A 21,873-nucleotide genomic window follows, 5' to 3' on the forward strand; every position below is an offset into this window, starting at 1 on the left:
AATACGCTACTATCTTTGATATGACAAGGATGAGAGGTGTTTGATTTTTTTGAAAATGAATTTTGATTCAAAATTATGTATGGCAATACAATATTTCTCATGGGGTACGATTAGTGACCAAATTGTGATAATATGGCTAGTGTTAAGAGTGTAGAAAAATGAATAAGGGGGATGATGGTGTGAAAAGAACAGTGAGAGATTTAATATTAGTCATCATCGGTAGTTTTATTTTTGCGGCTGGGGTCAATGCATTTATTATAGCGGGTGACCTCGGTGAGGGTGGCGTAACAGGTTTGGCAATTATTTTATACTATGCGTTTCATATTTCACCTGCATGGACCAATTTTATCGTGAATGCGGTACTGATTGCAGTCGGATACAAGTATTTAAGTAAACGTAGTATGTATTTAACGGTGTTTGCGACAGTGCTTATTTCTGTTTTTTTAAGTTTAACAGAATCATGGTCTGTTAAAACGGATGATATTCTTGTCAATGCCGTTTTCGGTGGTTTGACGGTAGGGTTAGGTATAGGCGTCATCATACTTGCAGGAGGCACGACAGCCGGAACTACGATTTTAGCGCGTATTGCCAATAAATATTTAGACGTGAGTACACCGTATGCATTACTATTTTTTGATTTTATTGTGGTGATGATTTCATTAACTGTTATTCCATTAGACCGTGTATTAATCACATTAATCAGTCTATATATTGGCACAAAAGTGATAGACTTCGTAATCGAAGGTTTAAACCCTAAAAAAGCAGTGACTATTATTTCTAAAGAACCTGATCGTGTTGCGAAGATGATAGATGAAGATATTGGACGTGGTGTAACAATCTTAAATGGGCGCGGATATTTTTCTAAACAAGAAACAGATGTATTATATGCTGTGATTAGTAAAACGCAATTATCAAGAACGAAGCGCATGATTCGAAAAATTGATCAAAATGCATTTGTCGTAGTCCATGATGTGCGCGATGTTTATGGAAATGGTTTTTTAGTTGAAGATTAATATGAATTAAGACAGGAATCGTTAATACGCACGATTCTTGTCTTTTTTTGTACGTTACATTTTATGATTTTCAAATAGAAAAGCGTTTTAAAAAATGATATAATGAACGGACATGAAAATGATTCTCAATTAGAGATGCATATTCGCATATTTTATAAATGAACGCTATAAAATGGTAAGCGTAGAAAGAAGGATAATGATGAGTAGATTAACAGGAAAAGAAGTGACAATTGGATATGGTGATCGTATCATCGTGAATAACTTAGATGTTGCAGTTCCTGATCGGAAAATCACATCTATCATCGGACCTAATGGTTGTGGGAAATCTACATTGTTAAAGGCTTTATCACGATTATTGAGTACGAAGAGTGGAGAGGTTTATTTAGACGGGAAAAATATTCAGTCACAGTCAACGAAAGAAATTGCGAAAAAGATTGCGATATTACCGCAGTCTCCTGACGTAGCTGATGGGCTTACTGCAGGTGAGTTAGTCTCCTATGGTCGTTTTCCTCATCAAAAAGGCTTTGGTCGTTTATCAGATGAAGATAAAAAAGAAATCGAATGGGCCATGCGTGTCACAGGCACTCATGATTTTAAACACCGTGCTGTCAATGACTTAAGTGGTGGTCAGCGCCAACGTGTATGGATTGCTATGGCGCTTGCGCAAAAGACAGATATTATTTTCTTGGATGAACCAACTACGTATTTAGATATTTCACACCAACTTGAAATTTTAGAATTAGTTCAAACATTAAATCAAGAACATGGGACAACGATTGTAATGGTTTTACATGATATTAACCAAGCCATTCGTTTTTCAGATTACTTAGTGACAATGAAAAATGGTGATATCGTTAAACAAGGCGAAACAGAAGATGTTTTAACAAATGAAATTCTCGAAGAAGTGTTTAATATTGACGCTGAATTAAGCACGGACCCAAGAACAGGTAAACCGATGTTAGTAACGTACAATTTACTGTGTAAACACTATGAAAAAGTAAATTAATAAAATGAAAGAGGACTTCGAATGAAAAGCACAGTGACTGCTCAATTAAAATTCAGTGTATATATGCTCGTGGCAATATGTGTGACAGTGATTGCTTTTATCGCATCGATGATGTTAGGACAAGCACACGTTAGCCTACACACGATATGGACTGCAATATTTCAATATGATGCCTCTAATCAAGCACATAATATTATAGTAGAAATTAGATTACCGCGTGACATAGGGGCCTTGATTGTTGGCATGGCACTGGCGGTATCTGGTGCTGTAATTCAAGGTGTTACAAAGAATGGACTCGCAGACCCAAGTTTAATTGGTTTAAACGCTGGGGCTGCGTTTGCTTTAGCGGCTACTTTTGTGTTTTATCCAGAAGCGCCGTTTTTTGTAGTCATCCTATTCAGTTTTATGGGTGCAATTTTAGGTGGGGTATTTGTATTATCAGTGGGTGCATCTAAACGTGGTGGTTATCAACCGATGCGGCTTATTTTAGCTGGTGCAGCGATTAGTGCATTGCTCACTGCACTAAGTCAAGGATTGGCATTAACGTATCGCTTAAATCAATCGATTAATTTTTGGAACGCTGGAGGGATATCGAGCACAACATGGCAGCATTTATCTATCAGTGTGCCACTTGTTGTGACAGTAACAATTATACTTATGCTGATGCGACGCCAACTGACTATATTGAGTTTAGGCGACGCGATTGCTAAAGGATTAGGACAAAACACGACACGTATAAGCATCATTGCATTATTATTAACGATGCTTTTAGCAGGAATTTCAGTAGCAATGGTAGGCCAAATTGCTTTTGTAGGGCTGATCATACCACATTTAGTGCGATTTCTAGTAGGTACAGATTATGAGAAAATCTTGCCACTCTCAGCTTTATTTGGTGGTGCACTTGTCTTAATTGCAGATATTATTGCAAGATTACTAGGAGAAGCACCTATGAGTGCCATTATCGCATTTATTGGTGTGCCTTTTTTCTTGTACTTAATTAAGAAGGGAGGTCGTCTCGTGTGATTGCTCGAAACATCAAACAAAAGCGACGCCTTTCATTAATTTTAACGGGTATTTTATGTATCCTTTCTATAATATTGAGTTTAACGACGGGAGCGTTTCCGATGACTTTGGGAGAGTTGGTCAGCGCACTCATTGGTCAAGGTAATGGGGCGACACAGCTTATCCTATTTGAATTTCGTTTACCGCGTTTAATTGTCACGCTATGTGCTGGGATAGCACTCAGCTTAAGTGGTGCCATATTACAAAGCATAACAAGAAATGGTCTTGCTGAGCCTGGCATACTTGGTATCAATGCTGGAAGCGGTTTTGCGATTGCGTTATTTATCGCGATAGGACAAATCAAAGCTGACGACTTTGTTTATATGTTACCAATTGTCAGCTTATGTGGTGGATTGATTGTTACACTTTTTATTTTTTATTTTAGTTATGAAGGTGAAAAGGGTTTATCACCGGCAAGTATGGTTTTAGTGGGTGTTGGGTTATCCGCGGCGCTTTCAGGTGGCGCATTAACGTTAATTTCTTCGTTTGATCGCAGTCAGTCAGAATTTATTTCAACTTGGTTTGCAGGAAATATTTGGGGAGATACGTGGCCATTTGTATGGACTTTTGTGCCATGGCTTCTTATCATCATTCCTGTTGTGTTATATAAAGCTGAAATACTTAATATTTTAAATACGAGCGATGCGATTGCATTAGGCTTAGGTATCTCTCTTAAACGTCAACGTCTCATATTAGTATTTCTTGCCGTATTATTATCTTCAGTAGCAGTATCCATTGTAGGTGCGATTGGATTTATAGGTTTGATGGCACCCCATATAGCACGTACAATCATTGGTCCAAGACATCAAAGTTTTTTACCGTTAGCGATGATGATAGGCGGGATACTCCTAGTCATTTCAGACACTATAGGTCAAAACTTAGTACAACCCAATGGATTGCCAGCAGGAATTATCGTTGCGATCATTGGAGCACCTTATTTTTTATATTTAATGTATAAAGTTAAAGGTACATAAATATGTGTAGTGATGTGAGCGTACATCGTGAATTTATGTGTTTCTAAACAAAATTTAATGATGCATCAGTAAGCATTTCCTTAAAAATTATGTTAAAATAAATGTAATTATTATGAGATGCAAATTCAGGAGGACAAGCGATGCAAGATTTAATTCAAAAACACGTATTGAACGGCGAATTTTCAGCTGTTAAAAGCTTAATGTCCGCGACTGATTTCTTAGCTTTTGAAGAAGCGTATATTTCTAGTGCTCATGAGGATGAAAGTGTGATGTATTATACGTGTCTTCTCGATATGATTAAACAAGAAGAAACGTCAGAAATTCATGACCTTGCGTTTTTGCTCCTCGTATATCCTCTAAGTGATGTACCTGGTGCACTCGATGCAGCATACTATCATGCCAAGTCATCCATTACTTTGACTGAAGGAAAAGAAGTTAAAAGCTTACTTCAAATGTTATTACTTCATGCGATTCCTGAACCAGTCATTTCGGATAAAAAAGCTTTTGATATTGCCAAGCAGATATTAAAAATTGACCCTGAAAACAAAGTAGCGCGTAATGTATTAAAAGAAACAGCGAAGCGAATGGATCAAGTCGTTGTAGATATTGGTGATTTAAATCATTTCAAAGATGCAAAGTAAAATTGTTACTATATAAGAGAGGTGGGACCTATGTACCATCTCTTTTTTTATATTAATTTATAGTGTTGCAAGTGAGTTCTAATTATAAAGTAGTTTTTAACATGTTTAATGTCATAAAATTGCAGTGTACAATTGACAACAAATTTTCATCGCGTCGTTTGTAAACGGCTTATTTTTGCATAAATATACAAAATCAAAATGAATACGTTTCAAATTATACTTGTTTGTGTATAATTACAATGGCATAATAAGTTTTATTTTGTGTTTAAATCCCGTCATTACAATGGTTATAGCAATTGATAAGCGGGTTATAAATTTGAAATAAAGCGTATAATGTGGTTTAATGTTTAACGTGTTTTGCAAATGAGGAGGTCAAAACAGATGCACAAATATTCTGAAGCAATTAAAATTGCTTTTGCTTATGTTGGCGTTGTCGTAGGTGCAGGTTTTTCGACAGGTCAAGAAGTAAAACAATTCTTTAGTATGTACGGGATTTATTCTTATATTGGGGTGGTTATCTCAGGTCTTATCCTTACATTCATTGGGCGTCAAGTAGCCAAAATAGGAACGGCATTTGATGCGAATAATCACGAATCCACTCTAGAATATCTATTCGGCAGAAAGTTAGGATTGATTATTGATTATATTTTAATTTTATCGCTGTATGCAGTAACCATTACAATGATTGCTGGTGCAGGATCCACGTTTTTTGAAAGTTATGGTGTGCCAGTATGGTTAGGCGCGTTAATTATGTGTATTCTTGTATTTCTGACATTGTTGATGGACTTCAATAAAATTGTCGGGGCGTTAGGCGTTGTAACACCTATTCTAATTATTTTAGTTGTCATTATAGCAGCAACATACTTATTTAAAGGATCTATCGGCTTTTCGGAAGTCAATAGTGTTGTTGAAAAACCAAGTCTCATTCAAGGTATATGGAATGGTTTTAACTATGGTGGTTTAGCTTTTGCTGTTGGCTTTAGTACATTAGTTGCGATAGGTGGCGATGCGTCTAAACGTAAAGTATCAGGTCTGGGTGGCCTTGTTGGTGGTGTAGTATATCTCGTTTTACTTGGATTAATTAACTTTGCGTTACAGTCTGAATATCCAAGTATTAAAGATTCAGCGATTCCAACACTTGTGTTAGCAGGGCAGATTTCACCAATTTTAACGTTTGTATTTTCAATCGTAATGCTTGCGGTAATGTACAATACGATTTTAGGTTTATCGTATTCATTTGCGGCACGTTTTACAAAACCATATACTAAAAAATATTACGTCATGATTAGTATCATTATGCCAGTGGCATATGCCTTAAGTTTTGTAGGTTTTGAAGGGCTTATCGCATTTGTTTACCCGATGATGGGTGTGATTGGTTTATTTATCGTCATTGCTGTAATGGTTAAATATTTTTATAGAAAATCTCAGGATAAGAAATACATTGCTTAATTCATAAGATATGATAAAATTTTTCCGAAAGGGAAGATTGTTATGAAAAAACGTAAAAAGAGTTGGCTTGTGATTGCATGTATTGTCTTTATAGTCATAGCCGGCCTTGTCGTCGGCTATTTTTTTGGAACTAAAAAGTCACAAGAAGCATCACATAAAAAGAAAGTTGCTATTCAAAATAATAATGTCACGGCACTTACGGACATCACATATATGAAAAGTTTGCCTAATAGTCAACTGGATATTTTGATGCCTAAAAATATTAGTGCAAATGAAAAATTACCTGTCATCTTTTGGGCGCATGGTGGTGGATTTATTGCGGGAGACAAACAATATAAAAACCCCTTGCTCGCTAATGTTGTTGAACGTGGCTATGTTGTAGTCAACGTCAACTATGCGTTAGCGCCTGAATATCAATATCCAACGCCATTAATTCAAATGGATAAAGCAGTAGCTTTTATCAAAGCCAATCAAAATAAATTACCTGTAGATATGAATCAAGTTGTTTTTGGTGGTGATTCTGCTGGCGCTCAAATTAACAGTCAATTTACTGCGATACAAACCAATGCCGAACTAAGAGAAGCGATGGGATTTAAACAACAAGTGACGCCAAACAATATTAAAGCCGCTATTTTTTTCGGGGGTTTTTATAATATGCATACAGTACGTGAAACTGAATTCCCCCGTATTGATTTGTTTATGCGTAGTTATACAGGGGCCAGAGATTGGGAAAGCCATTTTAAAACTATTAACCAAATGTCTACAGAACGTCAAATTACATCGAAATTTCCATCAACGTATCTATCTGTAGGCGATGATGACCCATTCCGTTCTCAAAATGATTCATTTTCACATGCTCTAAAATCGCAACAAATCCCGGTTGATACGTTGTTTTATAATGGGTCACATCATTTAAAACATCAATATCAATTTCATCTTGAAAAACCAGAATCTCGTGAAAACATACGTCGCGTTTTGAGTTTTTTAAGTAGAAATACCACACAACAAAATTTGAAATCTGACATTGATGAAGCACCACAAACAGATATTAACCTAAATCCGTATGAAGAAATGCCTTAAACAGATGTATAGCCAAATGGATGAGATTATAAAGCAACAACGTCTATAAAATAGCCCTCAAACATGTTGTCGTCAAAATGTTTGAGGGTTATTTCTATACTTGTATTGATTTTTATTTACTGTATTGCATGGTAACATCATACTAAAAGGTAGGTATTTCAAGTGTCCAATGATAAAATAAAGACGATTTAATGAACGATGTATGCCATCATATATTCATTGAAATATTGGTCGTCAATCTTAAGGGTATGTTGCATTTCGCCTTCCACTTTAAAGCCTGCGCGTTTGTATAAACGATATGCACTCGTATTATCGGTTACAACGGTTAACTCAATACGGGTCATTTGATGATCACGACACCAATTTTTACATGCATCTAAAAGTGCTTGGCCGATACCGAATCCCTGCTCTTGATTTAAGACACCCATTGCTATTCTTGCTTTATGTTCAATTCGATGGAGTTTCTTTGAAACAATGGTAATGTAACCTACCAGCATGTCGCTTTTTTCAGCTACTAAAATAGCTAAGTGAGGAGATGTAATGACTTCTTCAAGATTAGAAATGGCATATTCTAATGAAGGTACGTACTCGCCAGGTGCATAAAGCATGTATTCTGACTCATCATAAACCTTTTGCATTAAAGTGGTAAAAGCTTCTACGTCGTTAATACTTATTTCTCTAATGTTTAAAGACATGCTTTCAACTCCATTTTTATAAATTAACGTCCCTTAAAAGGGGAATAAGATACCATTATTTATTGTATCGCACTTTACCATGTATAGGAAGTTATTAGAAAGGGGCATCATTATGCGACTCAAAATATTATTAGCAGGTGGAACGGGGACAATCGGTAAATCCTTAATTGAATCTTTAACACCCGAATATGATATTTATACTATGTCTAAATATCCTAAAAAGCACGCACATCCTCACGTGACGTGGATAAAAGGGGATATTTATAATTACTACGATGTGAAAAAAGCAATGGAAGGCATCGATATAGCGGTATTTTTTATTGATCCAACGAAACATTCGGCGAAAATGACTCGTGCACTTGCGAAAGAGCTCAATATCATTGCGGCTGATAATTTTGGAAGAGCAGCAAAAGCCTGTGATGTACAAGAAATCATGTATGTGCGAGGAAGCAAATTTGACCAGGAAACGGTGACGCAACTTCAATCACATGGTGTTCATGTTCGAGCGACGAGTAAACGTATCAATAGACCACACATATCAGTAGAATTTCAAGCCGCTAAATATGATGACATACGGATTGCGCATCATATACCTAAGCCACCACATTGGGAAATGGAAACATTTATTGACGAAATGTCCCGTTGGCTTTCTCAAACTACCGGAACACGCGTTAAGATCGTTAGAGAAGGGGATTGTTTCAAGTTTTATAAGAAGAAAAACAACAAACTTTTGTTTGAATTTGAGCTAGAACGCATTGATGAGCACTACTATCGACTCGTGGCGAAAGAGAGTTCAATTTCATATACAAAAGAAGGGAAACGCGCATGTGTTGAATTTAGATACATTCCTCAATTTAATTGGATTATTGTACATTTATTCGACTATATTCCACGAGCAATTTGGCCGATTGCATATATGATTCAAGTGCCGTTTTACCAAATGCTTATTCGTGGCTTTGATACGAAATGTCGTATCCAAACACTTCAACATAAACAAATCAATGGAGAGTTTATGAGTTACACCAAAAATGATAAAAAGTCGTAAATATCAATGAATTCGGTCGGTATTTGTCTTACTTTAAATCACTCATATTAATTTTAATTGATACAATGAGTTGTTGTGATGTAATAAACACCCATGTATAACTGATCTTACTATCACTAAGTGATTATGATTTCACACGTTATCAAAACATGTGTGAGATCAAGAGGTGCTTGTGATGGTGGCTTAAACTTTATGATTGCCTTTGAAATTTGTTACGAATTGTCAAAGGCTTTTTTTAGTGCATCAGCGCGTTGTTTACATCATGATAAAGACAAATGATTAAGAATTGCTTGCCAATATAACACACAGTTATGAACATATGATAACTTTTTATTATCGACTCTATAATTGATTATAACTTTAAATGATTAATTGATGTTCAATTATGAAAATTTTGTAATTGGTATAGATGGTCTTCAATTAAAAGGCTTCACGTAGCAACTCAAGTGTATTTAATGTGAAAATTTTACGAAAGTTTATCCCAAATGGTAGGCATATGACGTATTTAAGGCGATAATAAATTAGAAATGTTAAGGTTTTGTAAATTTAATTGTAGATATGTAAAATTTATGCTATTTTCAAATAGGATTATGAAATTTTAGTGAAAACGTATCGTTTCAATTCTTGTTTCTATAGTAATAACAGAATTGCGTACTTTTCACTAAATAAGTTAACAAAGATTTAACATTGATTTATAATTAAATAAACAATGAGTTTACAAATGGGATAGGACGACAGTTGAACGGAGGATTTCAAATGATTAGAAAAAAGAAGGATAAGTTTATGGAGCGCTTAGAGGATATGATTTATAACCTTGATCGTGCTGCTGTAGAATTCGGTAAAATGGATTTCAATACTCATTTAGATCTACGTACATATGCAGATAACATCAAAACGTATGAATCTCATGGTGACGATTTAATGCATCAAGTGATTACAGATTTAAATCAAACGTTTATTACACCAATTGAGCGTGAAGATATTATGTCTTTATGTAATGCGATTGACGATGTATTAGATGCAATGGAGGAAACATCTGCAATGTTTGAAATGTATTCCATTGAATACACAGATGAGTTTATGGCCGAATTTGTTGAAAACATCCAAAAAGCCATAGGAGAAATGAAATTAGCAATTGGTTTAATGTCAGAGAAAAAGCTATCTCACATGCGTGTACATTCTATTAATATTAAAGAATTTGAAACAAACTGTGATGGCATATTACGCCAATCCATTAAACATATCTTTAACAGTGAAACAGATCCTGTCACTTTAATTAAAATTAAAGACATCTATGAAAGTTTAGAAAATATTGCTGACCGTTGTCAGACAGTAGCGAACAATTTTGAAACAATAATCATGAAAAATAGCTAAGGAGTATCTATCTTATGGAATTATTAGTGCTGATAACGGTGGCTATTGTTATATTTTCATTAGTGTTTGATTTTATTAACGGGTTTCATGACACAGCCAATGCTGTAGCCACTGCTGTTTCTACGCGTGCATTAACACCTAGACATGCGATTTTATTAGCGGCCATTATGAATTTTATTGGGGCCTTAACTTTTACAGGTGTAGCAACAACAATAACAAAAGACATTGTTGATCCATTTACGATTCACAATGGTTTGGTTGTTGTGTTAGCAGCGATTTTAGCAGCCATTGTATGGAACTTGGTGACATGGTATTTTGGAATTCCTAGTTCATCATCACACGCGCTTATTGGGGCGATTGCTGGATCAGCGGTTGCTTCAGCAGGTTCATTTAGTATTTTACACTTTCAAGGGTTTACGAAAATCGTTTTAGTATTATTACTTTCACCAGTCATCGCTTTTATCGTCGGGTTTACGATTTATTCAATTGTAAAAAAAGTATTTAAAAATGCGAATCTTGCACGAACGAATCAAAACTTCCGATTTTTCCAAATTTTTACAGCAGCGTTGCAATCTTTTTCTCACGGTACAAATGATGCTCAAAAGTCAATGGGGATTATTACGATGGCATTGATCGTAGCCAATCTTCAATCAGACGTAGAGCCTGCATTATGGGTTAAAATTTCATGTGCTGCAGCAATGGGGCTCGGAACCGCAGTTGGTGGTTGGCGTATTATTAAAACAGTCGGTGGAAACATTATGAAAATTCGTCCTGCCAATGGCGCAGCTGCAGACCTTTCTTCTGCATTGACAATTTTCACAGCGTCTTATCTTCACTTTCCACTCTCAACGACACACGTTGTATCCTCATCTATTTTAGGTGTAGGCTCAGCTAATAGAATTAAAGGTGTTCATTGGAATACAGCAAAACGTATGATTGTGACATGGGTAATTACATTACCAATCACTGCAATCATTGCAGCTATTTTCTATTTCATTTTGAACCTCTTTATATAATAATAGACTGAATTACCTTTAATATAAAAATCATGTAATGGTACTTCAAATCGCCTTCGAATGCTCATGTTTAAATGAACTTCGAAGGCGATTTTTTTCTATGTGTAATAGGGCATACCTCATCGCATATAAATACTATTCAATAAAGGGACGGTAAATAAGTGCTCCGCTAATCCTGAAAAATGGGGATGAAACATAGTACACCTGTTAATTAAAAATAAGCCACCAAAATTCATTTATACATGAGCTTTGGTGGCCTATTTTTATATAGTGTTCAATCGATTCGTTTTAATGAATGTAATTATAAGATGATGCAATTGAAGCTGGAATTGTACGATAATCTGGTGTACCTGGTGGTGTATTATAGTTTGTTTCAGAAATTAAAATGCTGCCATCAGGATTCACACGTTCAACATATGCGACATGACCAACTGGGCCTTCGTAGTTTTGCATAATTGACCCAACAGTCGGGTTATGATCTACCACATAACCGTCAGCCGCAGCATTCGCAGCCCAATGATCTGCATTCCACCAATATGTACTAATAGGTTGGCCTGCTTCAGCACGTTTATTAAATACATGCCAAGTACATTGACCCCAATCATAAAGGTTTTGATGGTTGAATGTTGGTGACGTATAACCGCCATTAGATGTTTGCGTAGTGCCTGTAGGTGACCCTGAAGTTGTTGTAGCATTGCCACCTGAACCGCCAGGAATTGTTAATGTTTGATTAGGGAAAATAAGGTAACCATTTAATTGGTTAGCATTCATAATATCTTGCGCTGTTACACCATATTGCGCTGCGATTAAGTCCAATGATTCACCTGCGCGCACGGTATGTGTATTACCTTGAGATACATTTGGTGTGTTGTTTCCAGTTTGGTTATTGTTAGCTGAACCAATTGTAAGCACTTGACCAGGGAATATAATATGGTTAGATAAATTATTGTCTTGTGTTAATTGATCTACAGATACCCCGTATTGTTGTGCGATAGACCAAATAGACTCGCCTGACTGTACCGTATGTTGTGTTGAAGCTTCAGCATCTTGGTGTACAAGTAGCGCTGCAGCTCCTGAAGTAAATGTAAGTGCGAATGCGAACTTTTTCAAAGTATTGCCCCCTTATATCCATAATTTTTTAATGAATGACTTTAAGTATTAGATTCCACTTCATGGTATCAAAATTTAAAGACATTTTGTGCGTTGTTACAAAGGTGTAATATTGTGATAAACATAGTGCTTTTTAAAAAAGCTTTGAATAAGTTGAAATATAAGACTTTAGACCTATACCCTATTTTTAAGTTCGTTAAATATTAAAATGGTTGTAATAATTCATTAACTGTTTTAGCATATACATATTCTGATGGATTGGATAGGAGGTAAGCATATGTCATCACCCACAGGTCAATCAAATATAAAACCACATCCGTTACAATATGGTAAAGTTTGGCTATTTTTTATGTATTATTGGTTGATTTTTGGTATATCAACGTATGTTGGACAGTTCTTACCTTTAGCGTGGCGACAACCACTTTCCATTGCGTTGTTAATACTCATTCTGCTTACAATGATTGTACAGCGTGCACGTTTTAGTGGTCCAATCATGTCACACATTTATACCATCGTATCAGGGTTATTATCTTATGCCACGTTTACAGTTGCACTACAAGATCTTGGCCCGAGTATATTTTTCAAAAATGTATTATTAGCCATTGTTGGATTTGTCATCTTTGGTTGTATAGGGTTCTTTTTAATTAAAGACGCGTCGAATTTAGGGAAGTACTTATTTGTAGTGTTGATTGCGTTAATTGTCGCAAGTTTAGTAGGTTGTTTCATTCACAATCCGATTTATCATACGCTCATTTCATTAGTTGGGCTGTTGCTTTTTTTACTTTATACGTTGTATGATTTTAATAGAATGAAAAGAGGCGCTTATTCTCCTCGTGAGATGGGGTTCAATTTATTCTTAAATCTGTTTAGAATCATTCGCTATGTGCTGAACCTGGCACGATACGCGCGTCGATAAAAAATTGAATAGTTAAAGTTACCACTGGAAGTGCCGTCAATTAACGGCTGAGATTAAAATAGTGATTTTAAAATTCCTTGACCTGATCCAGATAATGCTGGCGTAGGAAAGTGGCATACGTTTTTTGATTTGCATGCTACTTTTCTATGTTTAGAAAAGTAGTATTTTTTTTGAGGAGGTGACGTGATGCTCATCGTAATTACGCCTTTTGAAATATTAAATGAACAACATCAACAATGTTTACTACATAGAGCTTCGTTCATTGATGGTGTCATTCTGCGCACTCCGATGTCAGATCCTGCACTCAAATTATGGATACAGATGCTACTTAATCAAGGATTCCCAAAACACAAACTCATTATTCACACACGTGTAGCTTTGGCGCAGGAATTCGATATTAAGCGCATTCATTTTCGTGAGTACGACATTCCTGCACATTTTAACACTAAAGCATGGCAAGTGAGTATGTCTGTGCATTCACCTAAAGCGATACGTTATGCGTTAGATAAAGGGGCAATATGGGGATTGTATGGGCATCTGTTTCAAACCGAATCTAAACATGGTCTAAGGCCCAGAACGAAAGCTGAGGTTCGACACGTATTAGCGCAATCATTACCTCTAGTGGCTGTAGGAGGAATAAATGCAACTACTATTGTTAACGTTTCACATCAATTTATAGGCATCGCGATGATTCGCGGGGCTTTTAATCAAAAAGTGTCTCACGTTAAGCAAGTTAGGTCTATATGGATGAAAGGAGGGGGACAGTTATGAAAGTAAAGGTCAATGGAGATACACATGATTTCAAAAAAGGTACGACAATTACACAAATGCTTCAATGTTTTGATATTGAAAGCAAACGTATGGCAATTGAAATAAATGGTCACGTTGTAAAAAGGTCGGTATGGCCACAATATACGTTATCAGAATGTGATCGAATTGAAATTTTAGAATTTGTAGGAGGCGGATAATATGTTTCAGATTGCACATTTTTCATTTGATTCAAGGTTATTTTTAGGAACAGGAAAGTTTGAAAGTGCAGATATTCAAAAACAAGCTATTGAAGCATCAGAAACAAATGTTTTAACTTTTGCAGTACGCCGTATGAATTTATATGACAAGGCATTGCCCAATCCATTAGCGGATGTGAATTTAGAAAAGTTTATTACTTTCCCTAATACTGCGGGTGCTAAAACAGCTGAAGAAGCTGTGCGCATTGCGGAAATTGCTCATGAAGCTAGCGTGTGTGACATGATTAAAGTAGAAGTGATTGGCGATGATCATACACTACTACCAGATCCTTTTGAGACGTATCGCGCGTGTGAACAATTGCTAGAAAAAGGTTATATCGTATGTCCTTATATTTCAGATGATGTCGTCTTAGCTCGTCGATTAGAGGAATTAGGCGTCCATGCGGTCATGCCGTTAGCATCCCCGATTGGAACGGGGAGAGGATTGAGCAACCCTTTAAATTTACGTTTTATCATTGAAAACAGTAAGATTCCAGTTATTGTTGATGCTGGTATAGGCTCTGCAAAAGATTGTGCGGAAGCTATGGAGTTAGGCGCGGATGCAATACTATTAAACTCGGCAATTTCTGGTGCTAAAGATCCGGTGAAAATGGCGCGTGCAATGAAAAAAGGGATTGAAGCGGGACGTCTCAGTTATGAAGCGGGTCGCATTCCGGTTCGGTATAATGCCGTCCAATCTAGTCCATCAGAAGGACTTGGATTTCTTTAATGTCACGCTATGATAGACAAGAAAAATTCCACGCATTTGGACAACAAGGCCAACAAAAACTAGCGCAATTGCATGCATTTATTGTAGGCGTAGGTGCACTGGGGAGCGGTATCGCTGAACAACTTGTGAGAAGTGGCGTAGGAAAGTTAACGATATTAGATAAAGATATTGTGAGTATGTCGAATTTACATCGGCAAAGTGGTTACTTAGAAATAGACGCCAATCAGCTGCGCCCAAAAGTGTATGCGTTAAAAGAGCGGCTTAATGCGATGAACAGTCATGTTGAAATCAACGCGTTAAATAAAGAGTTAACGTCAAATAATGCAGAAACACTTTTCCTTCAATATCAACCTGATTTAATTTTAGATGGACTAGATCGATATGAGCCAAGATATTTGCTTAACGAGGTGTGTCATAAGTTAGATATCCCGTATATTTATAGTGCAGTCGTAGGAAGTCAAGTTAGTGTTTTTCCAATAGGTAAGGATGGGCCATGTTTGAACTGTCTCATGCCGGATGTACCCGAGACAATGGAAAGTTGTGCGCAGTATGGTGTTTTACCCCCTGCTGTTCATATTGCGAGTAGTCTCGTCGTTGCAGAAGTATTTCACTATGTGATGCACGGACAATTTTCATTTGAAATGAAAGCTTTCGATATTTATAAAAACACATTTAAATCAATAGATATCACTGAATTAAAAGAAGCGGCTTGCGATGTCTGTCAAAAACATCATTACCAAAGACTGACATATAAGCAGCAACATACTGAGACCTTTTGTGGAGGTGTTATTCAAATCCGCTTGACACCCCAAGATTTTCAGCGACCACTTGCACAAGAAGTCTTGATACTTCACCAAAACGCCTATGTTAAACGTTTGAAATATAAACACTATACAATGACGTTTTTCCAAGATGGTCGTTTATTAATCTATGGAAGCAGTCACACCAAATATGTGGATGACGTAACGCGTCACATTTTCTTTTCATCTTAATATAACGTGAGTTGATAATATTAAAATAAAAGCGGTATAATAAAAAGTATTCATTAGCAACTGAAAGTGAGATGGAAATATGGGACGTAAATGGAACAACATTAAAGAAAAAAAGGCACAAAAAGATAAAAATACAAGCCGTATTTATGCAAAGTTTGGTAAGGAAATCTACGTTGCAGCGAAATCTGGTGAACCAGATCCTGAATCAAACCAAGCTTTAAAACTTGTGCTTGAGCGTGCAAAAACGTATTCAGTACCCAACCATATTATAGATCGTGCCATTGATAAAGCTAAAGGTGGTGGCGATGAAAACTTTGATGCGTTACGTTACGAAGGATTTGGACCAAGCGGATCTATGGTCATTGTTGATGCGTTAACAAATAATGTAAATCGTACAGCATCAGACGTGCGTGCAGCATTCGGTAAAAATGGTGGCAATATGGGTGTATCAGGATCTGTAGCCTACATGTTCGACCATACAGCAACGTTTGCCTTTGAAGGATTTGATGCAGATACTGTTTTAGAAAATTTAATGGAAGCAGATGTAGATGTGCGTGATGTGATTGAAGAAGGAGGCTTAACGATTGTTTATGCTGAGCCGGATCAATTTGGCATTGTACAACAAGCGTTAAAAGAAATGGGTGTAGAAGCATTCGAAGTGGCTGAATTCGAAATGTTGCCTCAAACAGAAGTACAACTTTCTGCAGAGGACCAAGAAACGTTTGAAAAGCTTATAGATGTTTTAGAAGATTTGGAAGACGTCCAACATGTTTTCCATAACGTCGAATTATAAAAGTAAGTGTATTAGGAGGTGGAACGCGATGTTTCACCTCTGTTTTTATAATGAAAACATAAATTTAAGATGCATACGATACCATTAAGACACTTGACGTTTGTAAGTGTCATCATCCCTTAATTATATGAGTGAGATGAGTAGAGGTGAGGGTTATTTTAAACAAACTTTAAATTTGAAAAAAGACTTTCGTTGCAATTAACATAAATACTATTTTCATATAGAACTGTCTCCATCTTGTCTTTCTTTAGTGACATCATATAAAAGTTTATATATAATGAACAAAAGGGAGTTGGTGACTGTGAAAGTAAAGTATATTGATAAACGTCACTGGCGTCGCCTCATAGATCGGGATTATATCGAAGTCAAAGTAAATAACAATAAGTTTAAAGGAATTATCGGTTTGATAACGATGAACAAGGTGAAAGAGCCTTTGGAGGTGACCGTTGTTGGTAAACGAATGATTGTGGCAAATGATCATTTTCAGTGGCTACAAATTTTGCCGGAAAAGAAACGTTATAGTATGACCGTTATGTTTAACGATAAAGGGGAGCCTTTACAATATTACTTTGACATTAATTTAAAAAATATTACGCAAAAGGGTAAAGCGCGTACAGTAGATTTATGTTTGGATGTACTTGTATTACCTGATGGAAAATACGAACTCGTAGATCAAGATGATTTGGAACGCGCATTAAAATCAAAGCAAATTACCAGAAAACAATACCACGAAGCCTACGTAATTGCACATCAATTGATGATTCAAATCGATGAAGATTTCGAGAGTATTCACGATAAAGCAATGTATTGTTATAAAAAAATCAATCATAAATACCATAAAACAGAAAGAAGTACGCAGCTATAAACGTCACAGCAACATCGTAATTAGACATGAAGTTGTGAGGATATTTCTGCACACTGGACATGTGATGTCTAGTGTTTCTTTTTATTTTTACAGGAGGGTGAATATGAAAATTGATGATTATCGATTATTGATTACTTTAGATGAAACGCGCACGTTAAGAAAAGCTGCAGAGCGCTTATATATTTCACAGCCTGCGGTGACACAACGTCTCAAATCCATTGAGCGTCACTTTGGTGTTGAAATATTTATTCGTACCAAAAAACAGCTGATTACTACAATCGAAGGCGCTATGGTTATAGAGCATGCTAAAACGATGCTAAAACGGGAACGTCTTTTTCAAGATAAAATTAAAGCGCATATCGGCTCAGTGAGTGGTACGTTATCTATTGGGTGTTCCTCATTAGTGGGTCAGACGGTATTACCCGAAGTGTTGTCACGTTATACGAACGAATTCCCGAATGTTGAAATCCAACTTCAAGTAGGGTCAAGTGAGCACATTAAAGCACACCATAACGATTACCATATTATGATTGTGAGAGGAAATCAGCTACTCAATCTTCATAATGACCATTTAATGGATGATCAACATTATTTTATTTATCCTAAAAGTAAAGCATCTGAACTTCAAAAATTACCTTTTATTGAATTCCAAGCAGATCCCGTGTACATCAATCAAATTAAAACGTGGTATCACCATCACATGTCTCAAGATTATCATGCGCGTATTAAAGTAGACCAAGTGGCGACATGTAAAGCGTTATTATTAAGCGGCGTAGGGGTAACGATTTTACCAGAAATTATGGTTAAAGACTTAGACGAAAATGAGTTTGAACTTGTGAAAGTGGATATAGAAGAAGAGTCGCTCATTCGCTCTACGTATTTAAGCTATGATGTCAGTATGTTACAACTGCCTCAAGTGAGTTCATTCATCAATATTTTAAAAGATCAAGTAGCAGCGTCATCAACAATTTAAAGAGGAGGCGCACATGTTTCGAGAATTACTTCAAATCAAAAACTATAAACTTTTTGTTGCGAATATGATGTTAATTGGAATGGGAATCGCCGTAACGGTACCCTTTTTTGTATTATTCGCAACAAATAAACTTGGGATGACCACGAACCAATTTGGCTTATTGCTCGCACTTGCAGCGATTTGTCAATTTTCAATGAATACCATAGTGGCACGTTTCTCTGACACACATGCGATCAATAGAAAAGTCATTATCATTTGTGCATTATTCATGGGAGCAATGAGTTTTGCATTGCCATTTTTTGTAGATAATATTTTATTATTCATCATTTTATATGCTATTTTTCAAGGGTTATTTGCACCAGCTATGCCACAACTTTATGCCTCGGCAAGAGAATCTATTAATCAATCCACATCTAGTAGTCGTGCAGTATTTGCAAATTCAGTGTTAAGGTCGATGTTTTCATTCGGATTTTTATTCGGTCCTTTAGTAGGAAATCTTTTAAATCAATCTTGGGGATATGATGGATTGTTTGGTGGTACGGTAGCAATTATCGTACTAACATTAATTTTACAAATCTTTTTCTTCAAAGAGACGAAAGTGAAACAACCTATTCGAGGTAGTCACACATTAGAACAAAATGCGCCTTCAATGTTAAAACACACATATTTAATTATTCCGTTTTTAGCGTTTATCTTGCTGCATATTGGCCAATGGATGTATACATTAAATATGCCTTTATTTGTGACACAATATCTTCATGAAGATGAAAAGTATGTAGGTCATTTAGCCAGTTTATGTGCAGGTCTTGAAGTGCCTTTTATGATTATTTTAGGAATGGTAGCAAGCAAAATTGAAACGAGAACATTGCTTGCAATTGCCGCAGTATGCGGTACGCTCTTTTTTGGAAGTATTGGTATTTTCAACAGCGTCACGATGATGTTAGTAGGGCAAGTCTTTTTAGCAGCTTTTTTAGCTGTGTTGTTAGGAATTGGGATCAGCTATTTCCAGGATATTTTACCGCAATTTCCAGGTTATGCGTCTACTTTATTTGCAAATGCAATGGTAGTAGGACAACTATTAGGTAATTTATTAGGCGGTGCGATGAGTCAGTGGGTTGGACTTGGCAATGTATTTTATGTTTCAGCATTGTCACTTGCACTTGGTTTTCTATTAATATTATTAACAAAAACGAATGTCCAACCACACGCACAATAGAAAGGGATGATGTAGCAATGACAATACTATTTTGGTTATTGATTGTAATATGTTTTGCAGTTGCATTATTCAGTTTAATCAAGCCGATTATTCCAGGTGTCCTCTTTTTGTGGATCGGGTTTTTAATTTATCAGTTTGGCATTCACCAACACACACTATCATGGGTTTTTTGGAGTGCAATGGTGGGCCTAACTTTATTTATTTTTATTTCTGACTTATTAATGAATCGTTATTTTGTCAATCGTTTCGGAGGTAGTAAAAAAGGAGAGTGGGCTGCTTTAATAGGTGTCATCGTTGGCTCTTTTGTGTTACCTCCTTTTGGAATTTTAATTGTGCCATTTATCTTAGTATTTGTAATTGAAATGATGGAACAACGAGCGGTTGATAAGGCGCTAAAAGCGAGTTTTGGCTCCCTAGTCGCATTTTTTTCAAGTGCATTCATGCAAGGAATTGTGATGTTGATAATGATTCTATGGTTTTTCATTGATGCGTTATTCATCAATACGTAAGACGCATCAATATGATAAATAATAGCAGATTCAGGGCACATCATGATATGTGCTGTAGAACAGTAAAAGTTAAATAGCCTTCAAAGTTCATCGAAACATGAATTTTGAAGGCTATTTTTATATTGAATATGTTTAGAAAAAAAGGAAGAATTAAGTCCCTTTATAACGCCAAGATGCCGTCTCTGTTTTATTCTTTTTTTCTTGACGGTCATTAATATATAATCCGATTGGTATGACTACAAAAGAAATTAATATAAATGTCCAATTGCCAATATTAATGTACGGTCCCCATTGTAAAAAGTTTTGAGGAAAGAAAAACAGTAAAAATAAAATGATGAATAACGCAATAATAACGATATAACCAAAAAACCATGAGAACCTAGAATAACTAAACGCTTGAAGTTGTACCATTTTATAGCAAGCCCATATAAATAAAAACAATACAAAGACCCCTATGACAAATGTGATGGGAAATGTATATAAATAAAGACGTGTATCATTAATGAAAAAACCAATAAAACCTTTTAAGAAACAAAAAACACCAAGTAATAATATTAAATGCTTAAGAATGGTTCTAAAAATATTGACAATAGTATGATTCGGTAATGTTTTAATGGTGTGTATGGCATGTTTTTTAGGGTCATGATTAAAGAAATCCATAGCATGCGTCCCTTTATCTTCTGCTTTCAAAAGATGATCCAAAATGTGTTGTAACACTTTTTCTGATTCATATGCATTCACGCGCATATCAGCTCGAACATAAGTCATGTAACTTTCAAAAATTTGGCGATCGGTATTATTTAAACGTAATGATTTAACATTGTTGTCTCGCGTGAGTTGTTCTACAGACTTCATCATACACACCTCCTTGAAATTATGGCATAATTTAAATTGATTATAGTATGACTACGTGCAAAATACAAATGAATTAAGGTGAGGTTATTATGAGAAAGGAGACTGTAATCAAAAACATAACCCACGCTGATGTGGCGTGCATTCAAGACATCGCTCATAAACATGTGCAAATGTTGCAAGGGGACCCTACAGTTCAAAAAGGCGTGACTACGATGATGTGTGCATTATACGAAGAAATGATATTGCGTCGTCTCCAATATGAACAAGAGTGTATCCGTGTAGTATTAAGAGAAACACTGGTCGTAAGCTATATTTGGGCTCATTATGATCAATCATCGAAAACAGTGACGATTGAGTCCTTATATACCCATCCAAACTATAGACAACAAGGTATAGCAATGGAACTTAAACAATATGTTGAAAATTGGGCTAGAACACTTAAAGCCCATCATATGATAGGGACAGTTTTAGCTACCAATACAGCGATGCAGTCATTAAATGAAAAATTAGGCTATCGTGTGCAAAAAGTCATCATGCATAAGCTACTGGATA

24 protein-coding genes and 1 riboswitch are annotated in these 21,873 nt (G+C 36.0%); of the genes, 21 read left to right on the forward strand and 3 right to left on the reverse strand.

Annotation, left to right across the window (positions count from 1 at the left end; translation table 11 throughout):
- Positions 1-179 precede the first annotated feature (179 nt).
- From G8Y85_RS04235 to G8Y85_RS04265, 7 genes are all read left to right on the forward strand, one after another.
- Positions 180-1,013: a YitT family protein gene (locus G8Y85_RS04235; RefSeq protein WP_037566498.1), complete on the forward strand. Its 834-nt coding sequence runs from the start codon at positions 180-182 to the stop codon at positions 1,011-1,013.
- A 199-nt stretch (positions 1,014-1,212) separates the two neighbouring features.
- Positions 1,213-2,019 (forward strand): ABC transporter ATP-binding protein, encoded by an 807-nt coding sequence (locus G8Y85_RS04240; RefSeq protein ID WP_037566407.1) that lies wholly within the window; start codon positions 1,213-1,215, stop codon positions 2,017-2,019.
- Positions 2,020-2,040: 21 nt separating this feature from the next.
- Entirely contained in the window at positions 2,041-3,042 is a 1,002-nt protein-coding gene (locus G8Y85_RS04245) for a FecCD family ABC transporter permease (protein WP_103345924.1), read from the forward strand.
- Positions 3,039-4,055, forward strand: coding sequence for a FecCD family ABC transporter permease (locus G8Y85_RS04250; RefSeq protein ID WP_103345923.1), 1,017 nt, complete (start codon positions 3,039-3,041; stop codon positions 4,053-4,055). Before G8Y85_RS04245 ends, G8Y85_RS04250 begins: the two co-directional genes overlap by 4 nt.
- A 140-nt stretch (positions 4,056-4,195) precedes the next feature.
- Positions 4,196-4,696, forward strand: coding sequence for a hypothetical protein (locus G8Y85_RS04255; protein WP_037566411.1), 501 nt, complete (start codon positions 4,196-4,198; stop codon positions 4,694-4,696).
- 381 nt (positions 4,697-5,077) lie between these two features.
- On the forward strand, positions 5,078-6,145 hold the full coding sequence (locus G8Y85_RS04260; protein WP_037566412.1) for a YkvI family membrane protein: 1,068 nt from the start codon (positions 5,078-5,080) through the stop codon (positions 6,143-6,145).
- A gap of 42 nt (positions 6,146-6,187) precedes the next feature.
- Positions 6,188-7,225, forward strand: a complete 1,038-nt coding sequence (locus G8Y85_RS04265) for an alpha/beta hydrolase (protein WP_165805480.1) — start codon at positions 6,188-6,190, stop codon at positions 7,223-7,225.
- A 188-nt stretch (positions 7,226-7,413) separates the two neighbouring features.
- On the opposite strand, the gene G8Y85_RS04270 is transcribed toward G8Y85_RS04265, so the two are convergent.
- Positions 7,414-7,920, reverse strand: a complete 507-nt coding sequence (locus G8Y85_RS04270) for a GNAT family N-acetyltransferase (RefSeq protein ID WP_037566415.1) — start codon at positions 7,918-7,920, stop codon at positions 7,414-7,416.
- A 112-nt stretch (positions 7,921-8,032) separates the two neighbouring features.
- Here G8Y85_RS04270 and G8Y85_RS04275 point away from each other — a divergent pair, with 112 nt between their 5' ends.
- The 3 genes from G8Y85_RS04275 (at position 8,033) to G8Y85_RS04285 (ending at position 11,355) form a co-directional block, all read left to right on the forward strand.
- Positions 8,033-8,965, forward strand: coding sequence for an NAD(P)H-binding protein (locus G8Y85_RS04275; RefSeq protein WP_060552398.1), 933 nt, complete (start codon positions 8,033-8,035; stop codon positions 8,963-8,965).
- Positions 8,966-9,721: 756 nt separating this feature from the next.
- The gene (locus G8Y85_RS04280) at positions 9,722-10,339 is read left to right on the forward strand and encodes a DUF47 domain-containing protein (RefSeq protein WP_039646860.1); all 618 of its coding nucleotides are present in this window, start codon (positions 9,722-9,724) and stop codon (positions 10,337-10,339) included.
- A gap of 14 nt (positions 10,340-10,353) precedes the next feature.
- Entirely contained in the window at positions 10,354-11,355 is a 1,002-nt protein-coding gene (locus G8Y85_RS04285; protein ID WP_060552399.1) for an inorganic phosphate transporter, read from the forward strand.
- A gap of 288 nt (positions 11,356-11,643) precedes the next feature.
- Here G8Y85_RS04285 and G8Y85_RS04290 read toward each other — a convergent pair whose 3' ends face one another.
- Positions 11,644-12,465: a CHAP domain-containing protein gene (locus G8Y85_RS04290; RefSeq protein WP_060552400.1), complete on the reverse strand. Its 822-nt coding sequence runs from the start codon at positions 12,463-12,465 to the stop codon at positions 11,644-11,646.
- Between the two features lie 277 nt (positions 12,466-12,742).
- Here G8Y85_RS04290 and G8Y85_RS04295 point away from each other — a divergent pair, with 277 nt between their 5' ends.
- The 10 genes from G8Y85_RS04295 to G8Y85_RS04340 all read left to right on the forward strand — a co-directional run bounded on the left by G8Y85_RS04295 (position 12,743) and on the right by G8Y85_RS04340 (position 20,466).
- Entirely contained in the window at positions 12,743-13,381 is a 639-nt protein-coding gene (locus G8Y85_RS04295) for a Bax inhibitor-1/YccA family protein (protein WP_165805481.1), read from the forward strand.
- Between the two features lie 16 nt (positions 13,382-13,397).
- Positions 13,398-13,507: riboswitch (TPP riboswitch) on the forward strand.
- A gap of 60 nt (positions 13,508-13,567) precedes the next feature.
- Positions 13,568-14,152, forward strand: a complete 585-nt coding sequence (locus tag G8Y85_RS04300; protein ID WP_060552402.1) for a thiamine phosphate synthase — start codon at positions 13,568-13,570, stop codon at positions 14,150-14,152.
- Positions 14,149-14,349 carry a sulfur carrier protein ThiS gene (gene thiS, locus G8Y85_RS04305; RefSeq protein ID WP_103345918.1) on the forward strand — a complete coding sequence of 67 codons (201 nt, stop codon included), beginning with the start codon at positions 14,149-14,151 and terminating at the stop codon, positions 14,347-14,349. Before G8Y85_RS04300 ends, thiS begins: the two co-directional genes overlap by 4 nt.
- A 1-nt stretch (position 14,350) precedes the next feature.
- A complete protein-coding gene (locus tag G8Y85_RS04310; protein ID WP_107370588.1) occupies positions 14,351-15,118 on the forward strand; it encodes a thiazole synthase in 768 nt (255 codons plus the stop codon).
- Positions 15,118-16,110 (forward strand): ThiF family adenylyltransferase, encoded by a 993-nt coding sequence (locus tag G8Y85_RS04315; protein ID WP_107370587.1) that lies wholly within the window; start codon positions 15,118-15,120, stop codon positions 16,108-16,110. The genes G8Y85_RS04310 and G8Y85_RS04315 overlap by 1 nt, the downstream gene beginning before the upstream one ends.
- A gap of 79 nt (positions 16,111-16,189) precedes the next feature.
- Positions 16,190-16,903 carry a YebC/PmpR family DNA-binding transcriptional regulator gene (locus G8Y85_RS04320; protein ID WP_037566429.1) on the forward strand — a complete coding sequence of 238 codons (714 nt, stop codon included), beginning with the start codon at positions 16,190-16,192 and terminating at the stop codon, positions 16,901-16,903.
- Positions 16,904-17,204: 301 nt separating this feature from the next.
- On the forward strand, positions 17,205-17,768 hold the full coding sequence (locus G8Y85_RS04325; protein WP_060552405.1) for a ribonuclease FAU-1 family protein: 564 nt from the start codon (positions 17,205-17,207) through the stop codon (positions 17,766-17,768).
- Between the two features lie 103 nt (positions 17,769-17,871).
- The gene (locus G8Y85_RS04330; RefSeq protein ID WP_060552406.1) at positions 17,872-18,741 is read left to right on the forward strand and encodes a LysR family transcriptional regulator; all 870 of its coding nucleotides are present in this window, start codon (positions 17,872-17,874) and stop codon (positions 18,739-18,741) included.
- 13 nt (positions 18,742-18,754) lie between these two features.
- On the forward strand, positions 18,755-19,957 hold the full coding sequence (locus G8Y85_RS04335) for a sugar efflux transporter (RefSeq protein WP_103345914.1): 1,203 nt from the start codon (positions 18,755-18,757) through the stop codon (positions 19,955-19,957).
- Between the two features lie 17 nt (positions 19,958-19,974).
- Positions 19,975-20,466 carry a DUF456 domain-containing protein gene (locus tag G8Y85_RS04340; RefSeq protein ID WP_060552408.1) on the forward strand — a complete coding sequence of 164 codons (492 nt, stop codon included), beginning with the start codon at positions 19,975-19,977 and terminating at the stop codon, positions 20,464-20,466.
- Between the two features lie 150 nt (positions 20,467-20,616).
- Here the strand turns inward: G8Y85_RS04340 and G8Y85_RS04345 are convergent, their stop codons facing one another.
- Positions 20,617-21,321 (reverse strand): DUF1129 family protein, encoded by a 705-nt coding sequence (locus G8Y85_RS04345; protein ID WP_165805483.1) that lies wholly within the window; start codon positions 21,319-21,321, stop codon positions 20,617-20,619.
- Between the two features lie 89 nt (positions 21,322-21,410).
- On the opposite strand from G8Y85_RS04345, the gene G8Y85_RS04350 reads away from it, so the two are divergent.
- On the forward strand, positions 21,411-21,873 hold a 463-nt coding region (locus G8Y85_RS04350), incomplete at its 3' end, for a GNAT family N-acetyltransferase (RefSeq protein WP_165805482.1).

The sequence above is a fragment of the Staphylococcus sp. 11007852 genome (assembly GCF_011394325.1).
GTDB lineage: Bacteria > Bacillota > Bacilli > Staphylococcales > Staphylococcaceae > Staphylococcus > Staphylococcus agnetis.

Coding starts and splice junctions, on each gene's coding strand:
- G8Y85_RS04240 (WP_037566407.1), top strand. CDS start 1,213: ATGAGTAGATTAACAGGAAAAGAAGTGACAATTGGATATGGTGATCGT.
- G8Y85_RS04245 (WP_103345924.1), top strand. CDS start 2,041: ATGAAAAGCACAGTGACTGCTCAATTAAAATTCAGTGTATATATGCTC.
- G8Y85_RS04255 (WP_037566411.1), top strand. CDS start 4,196: ATGCAAGATTTAATTCAAAAACACGTATTGAACGGCGAATTTTCAGCT.
- G8Y85_RS04260 (WP_037566412.1), top strand. CDS start 5,078: ATGCACAAATATTCTGAAGCAATTAAAATTGCTTTTGCTTATGTTGGC.
- G8Y85_RS04265 (WP_165805480.1), top strand. CDS start 6,188: ATGAAAAAACGTAAAAAGAGTTGGCTTGTGATTGCATGTATTGTCTTT.
- G8Y85_RS04270 (WP_037566415.1), bottom strand. CDS start 7,920: ATGTCTTTAAACATTAGAGAAATAAGTATTAACGACGTAGAAGCTTTT.
- G8Y85_RS04275 (WP_060552398.1), top strand. CDS start 8,033: ATGCGACTCAAAATATTATTAGCAGGTGGAACGGGGACAATCGGTAAA.
- G8Y85_RS04280 (WP_039646860.1), top strand. CDS start 9,722: ATGATTAGAAAAAAGAAGGATAAGTTTATGGAGCGCTTAGAGGATATG.
- G8Y85_RS04285 (WP_060552399.1), top strand. CDS start 10,354: ATGGAATTATTAGTGCTGATAACGGTGGCTATTGTTATATTTTCATTA.
- G8Y85_RS04295 (WP_165805481.1), top strand. CDS start 12,743: ATGTCATCACCCACAGGTCAATCAAATATAAAACCACATCCGTTACAA.
- G8Y85_RS04300 (WP_060552402.1), top strand. CDS start 13,568: ATGCTCATCGTAATTACGCCTTTTGAAATATTAAATGAACAACATCAA.
- thiS (WP_103345918.1), top strand. CDS start 14,149: ATGAAAGTAAAGGTCAATGGAGATACACATGATTTCAAAAAAGGTACG.
- G8Y85_RS04310 (WP_107370588.1), top strand. CDS start 14,351: ATGTTTCAGATTGCACATTTTTCATTTGATTCAAGGTTATTTTTAGGA.
- G8Y85_RS04315 (WP_107370587.1), top strand. CDS start 15,118: ATGTCACGCTATGATAGACAAGAAAAATTCCACGCATTTGGACAACAA.
- G8Y85_RS04320 (WP_037566429.1), top strand. CDS start 16,190: ATGGGACGTAAATGGAACAACATTAAAGAAAAAAAGGCACAAAAAGAT.
- G8Y85_RS04330 (WP_060552406.1), top strand. CDS start 17,872: ATGAAAATTGATGATTATCGATTATTGATTACTTTAGATGAAACGCGC.
- G8Y85_RS04335 (WP_103345914.1), top strand. CDS start 18,755: ATGTTTCGAGAATTACTTCAAATCAAAAACTATAAACTTTTTGTTGCG.
- G8Y85_RS04340 (WP_060552408.1), top strand. CDS start 19,975: ATGACAATACTATTTTGGTTATTGATTGTAATATGTTTTGCAGTTGCA.
- G8Y85_RS04345 (WP_165805483.1), bottom strand. CDS start 21,321: ATGAAGTCTGTAGAACAACTCACGCGAGACAACAATGTTAAATCATTA.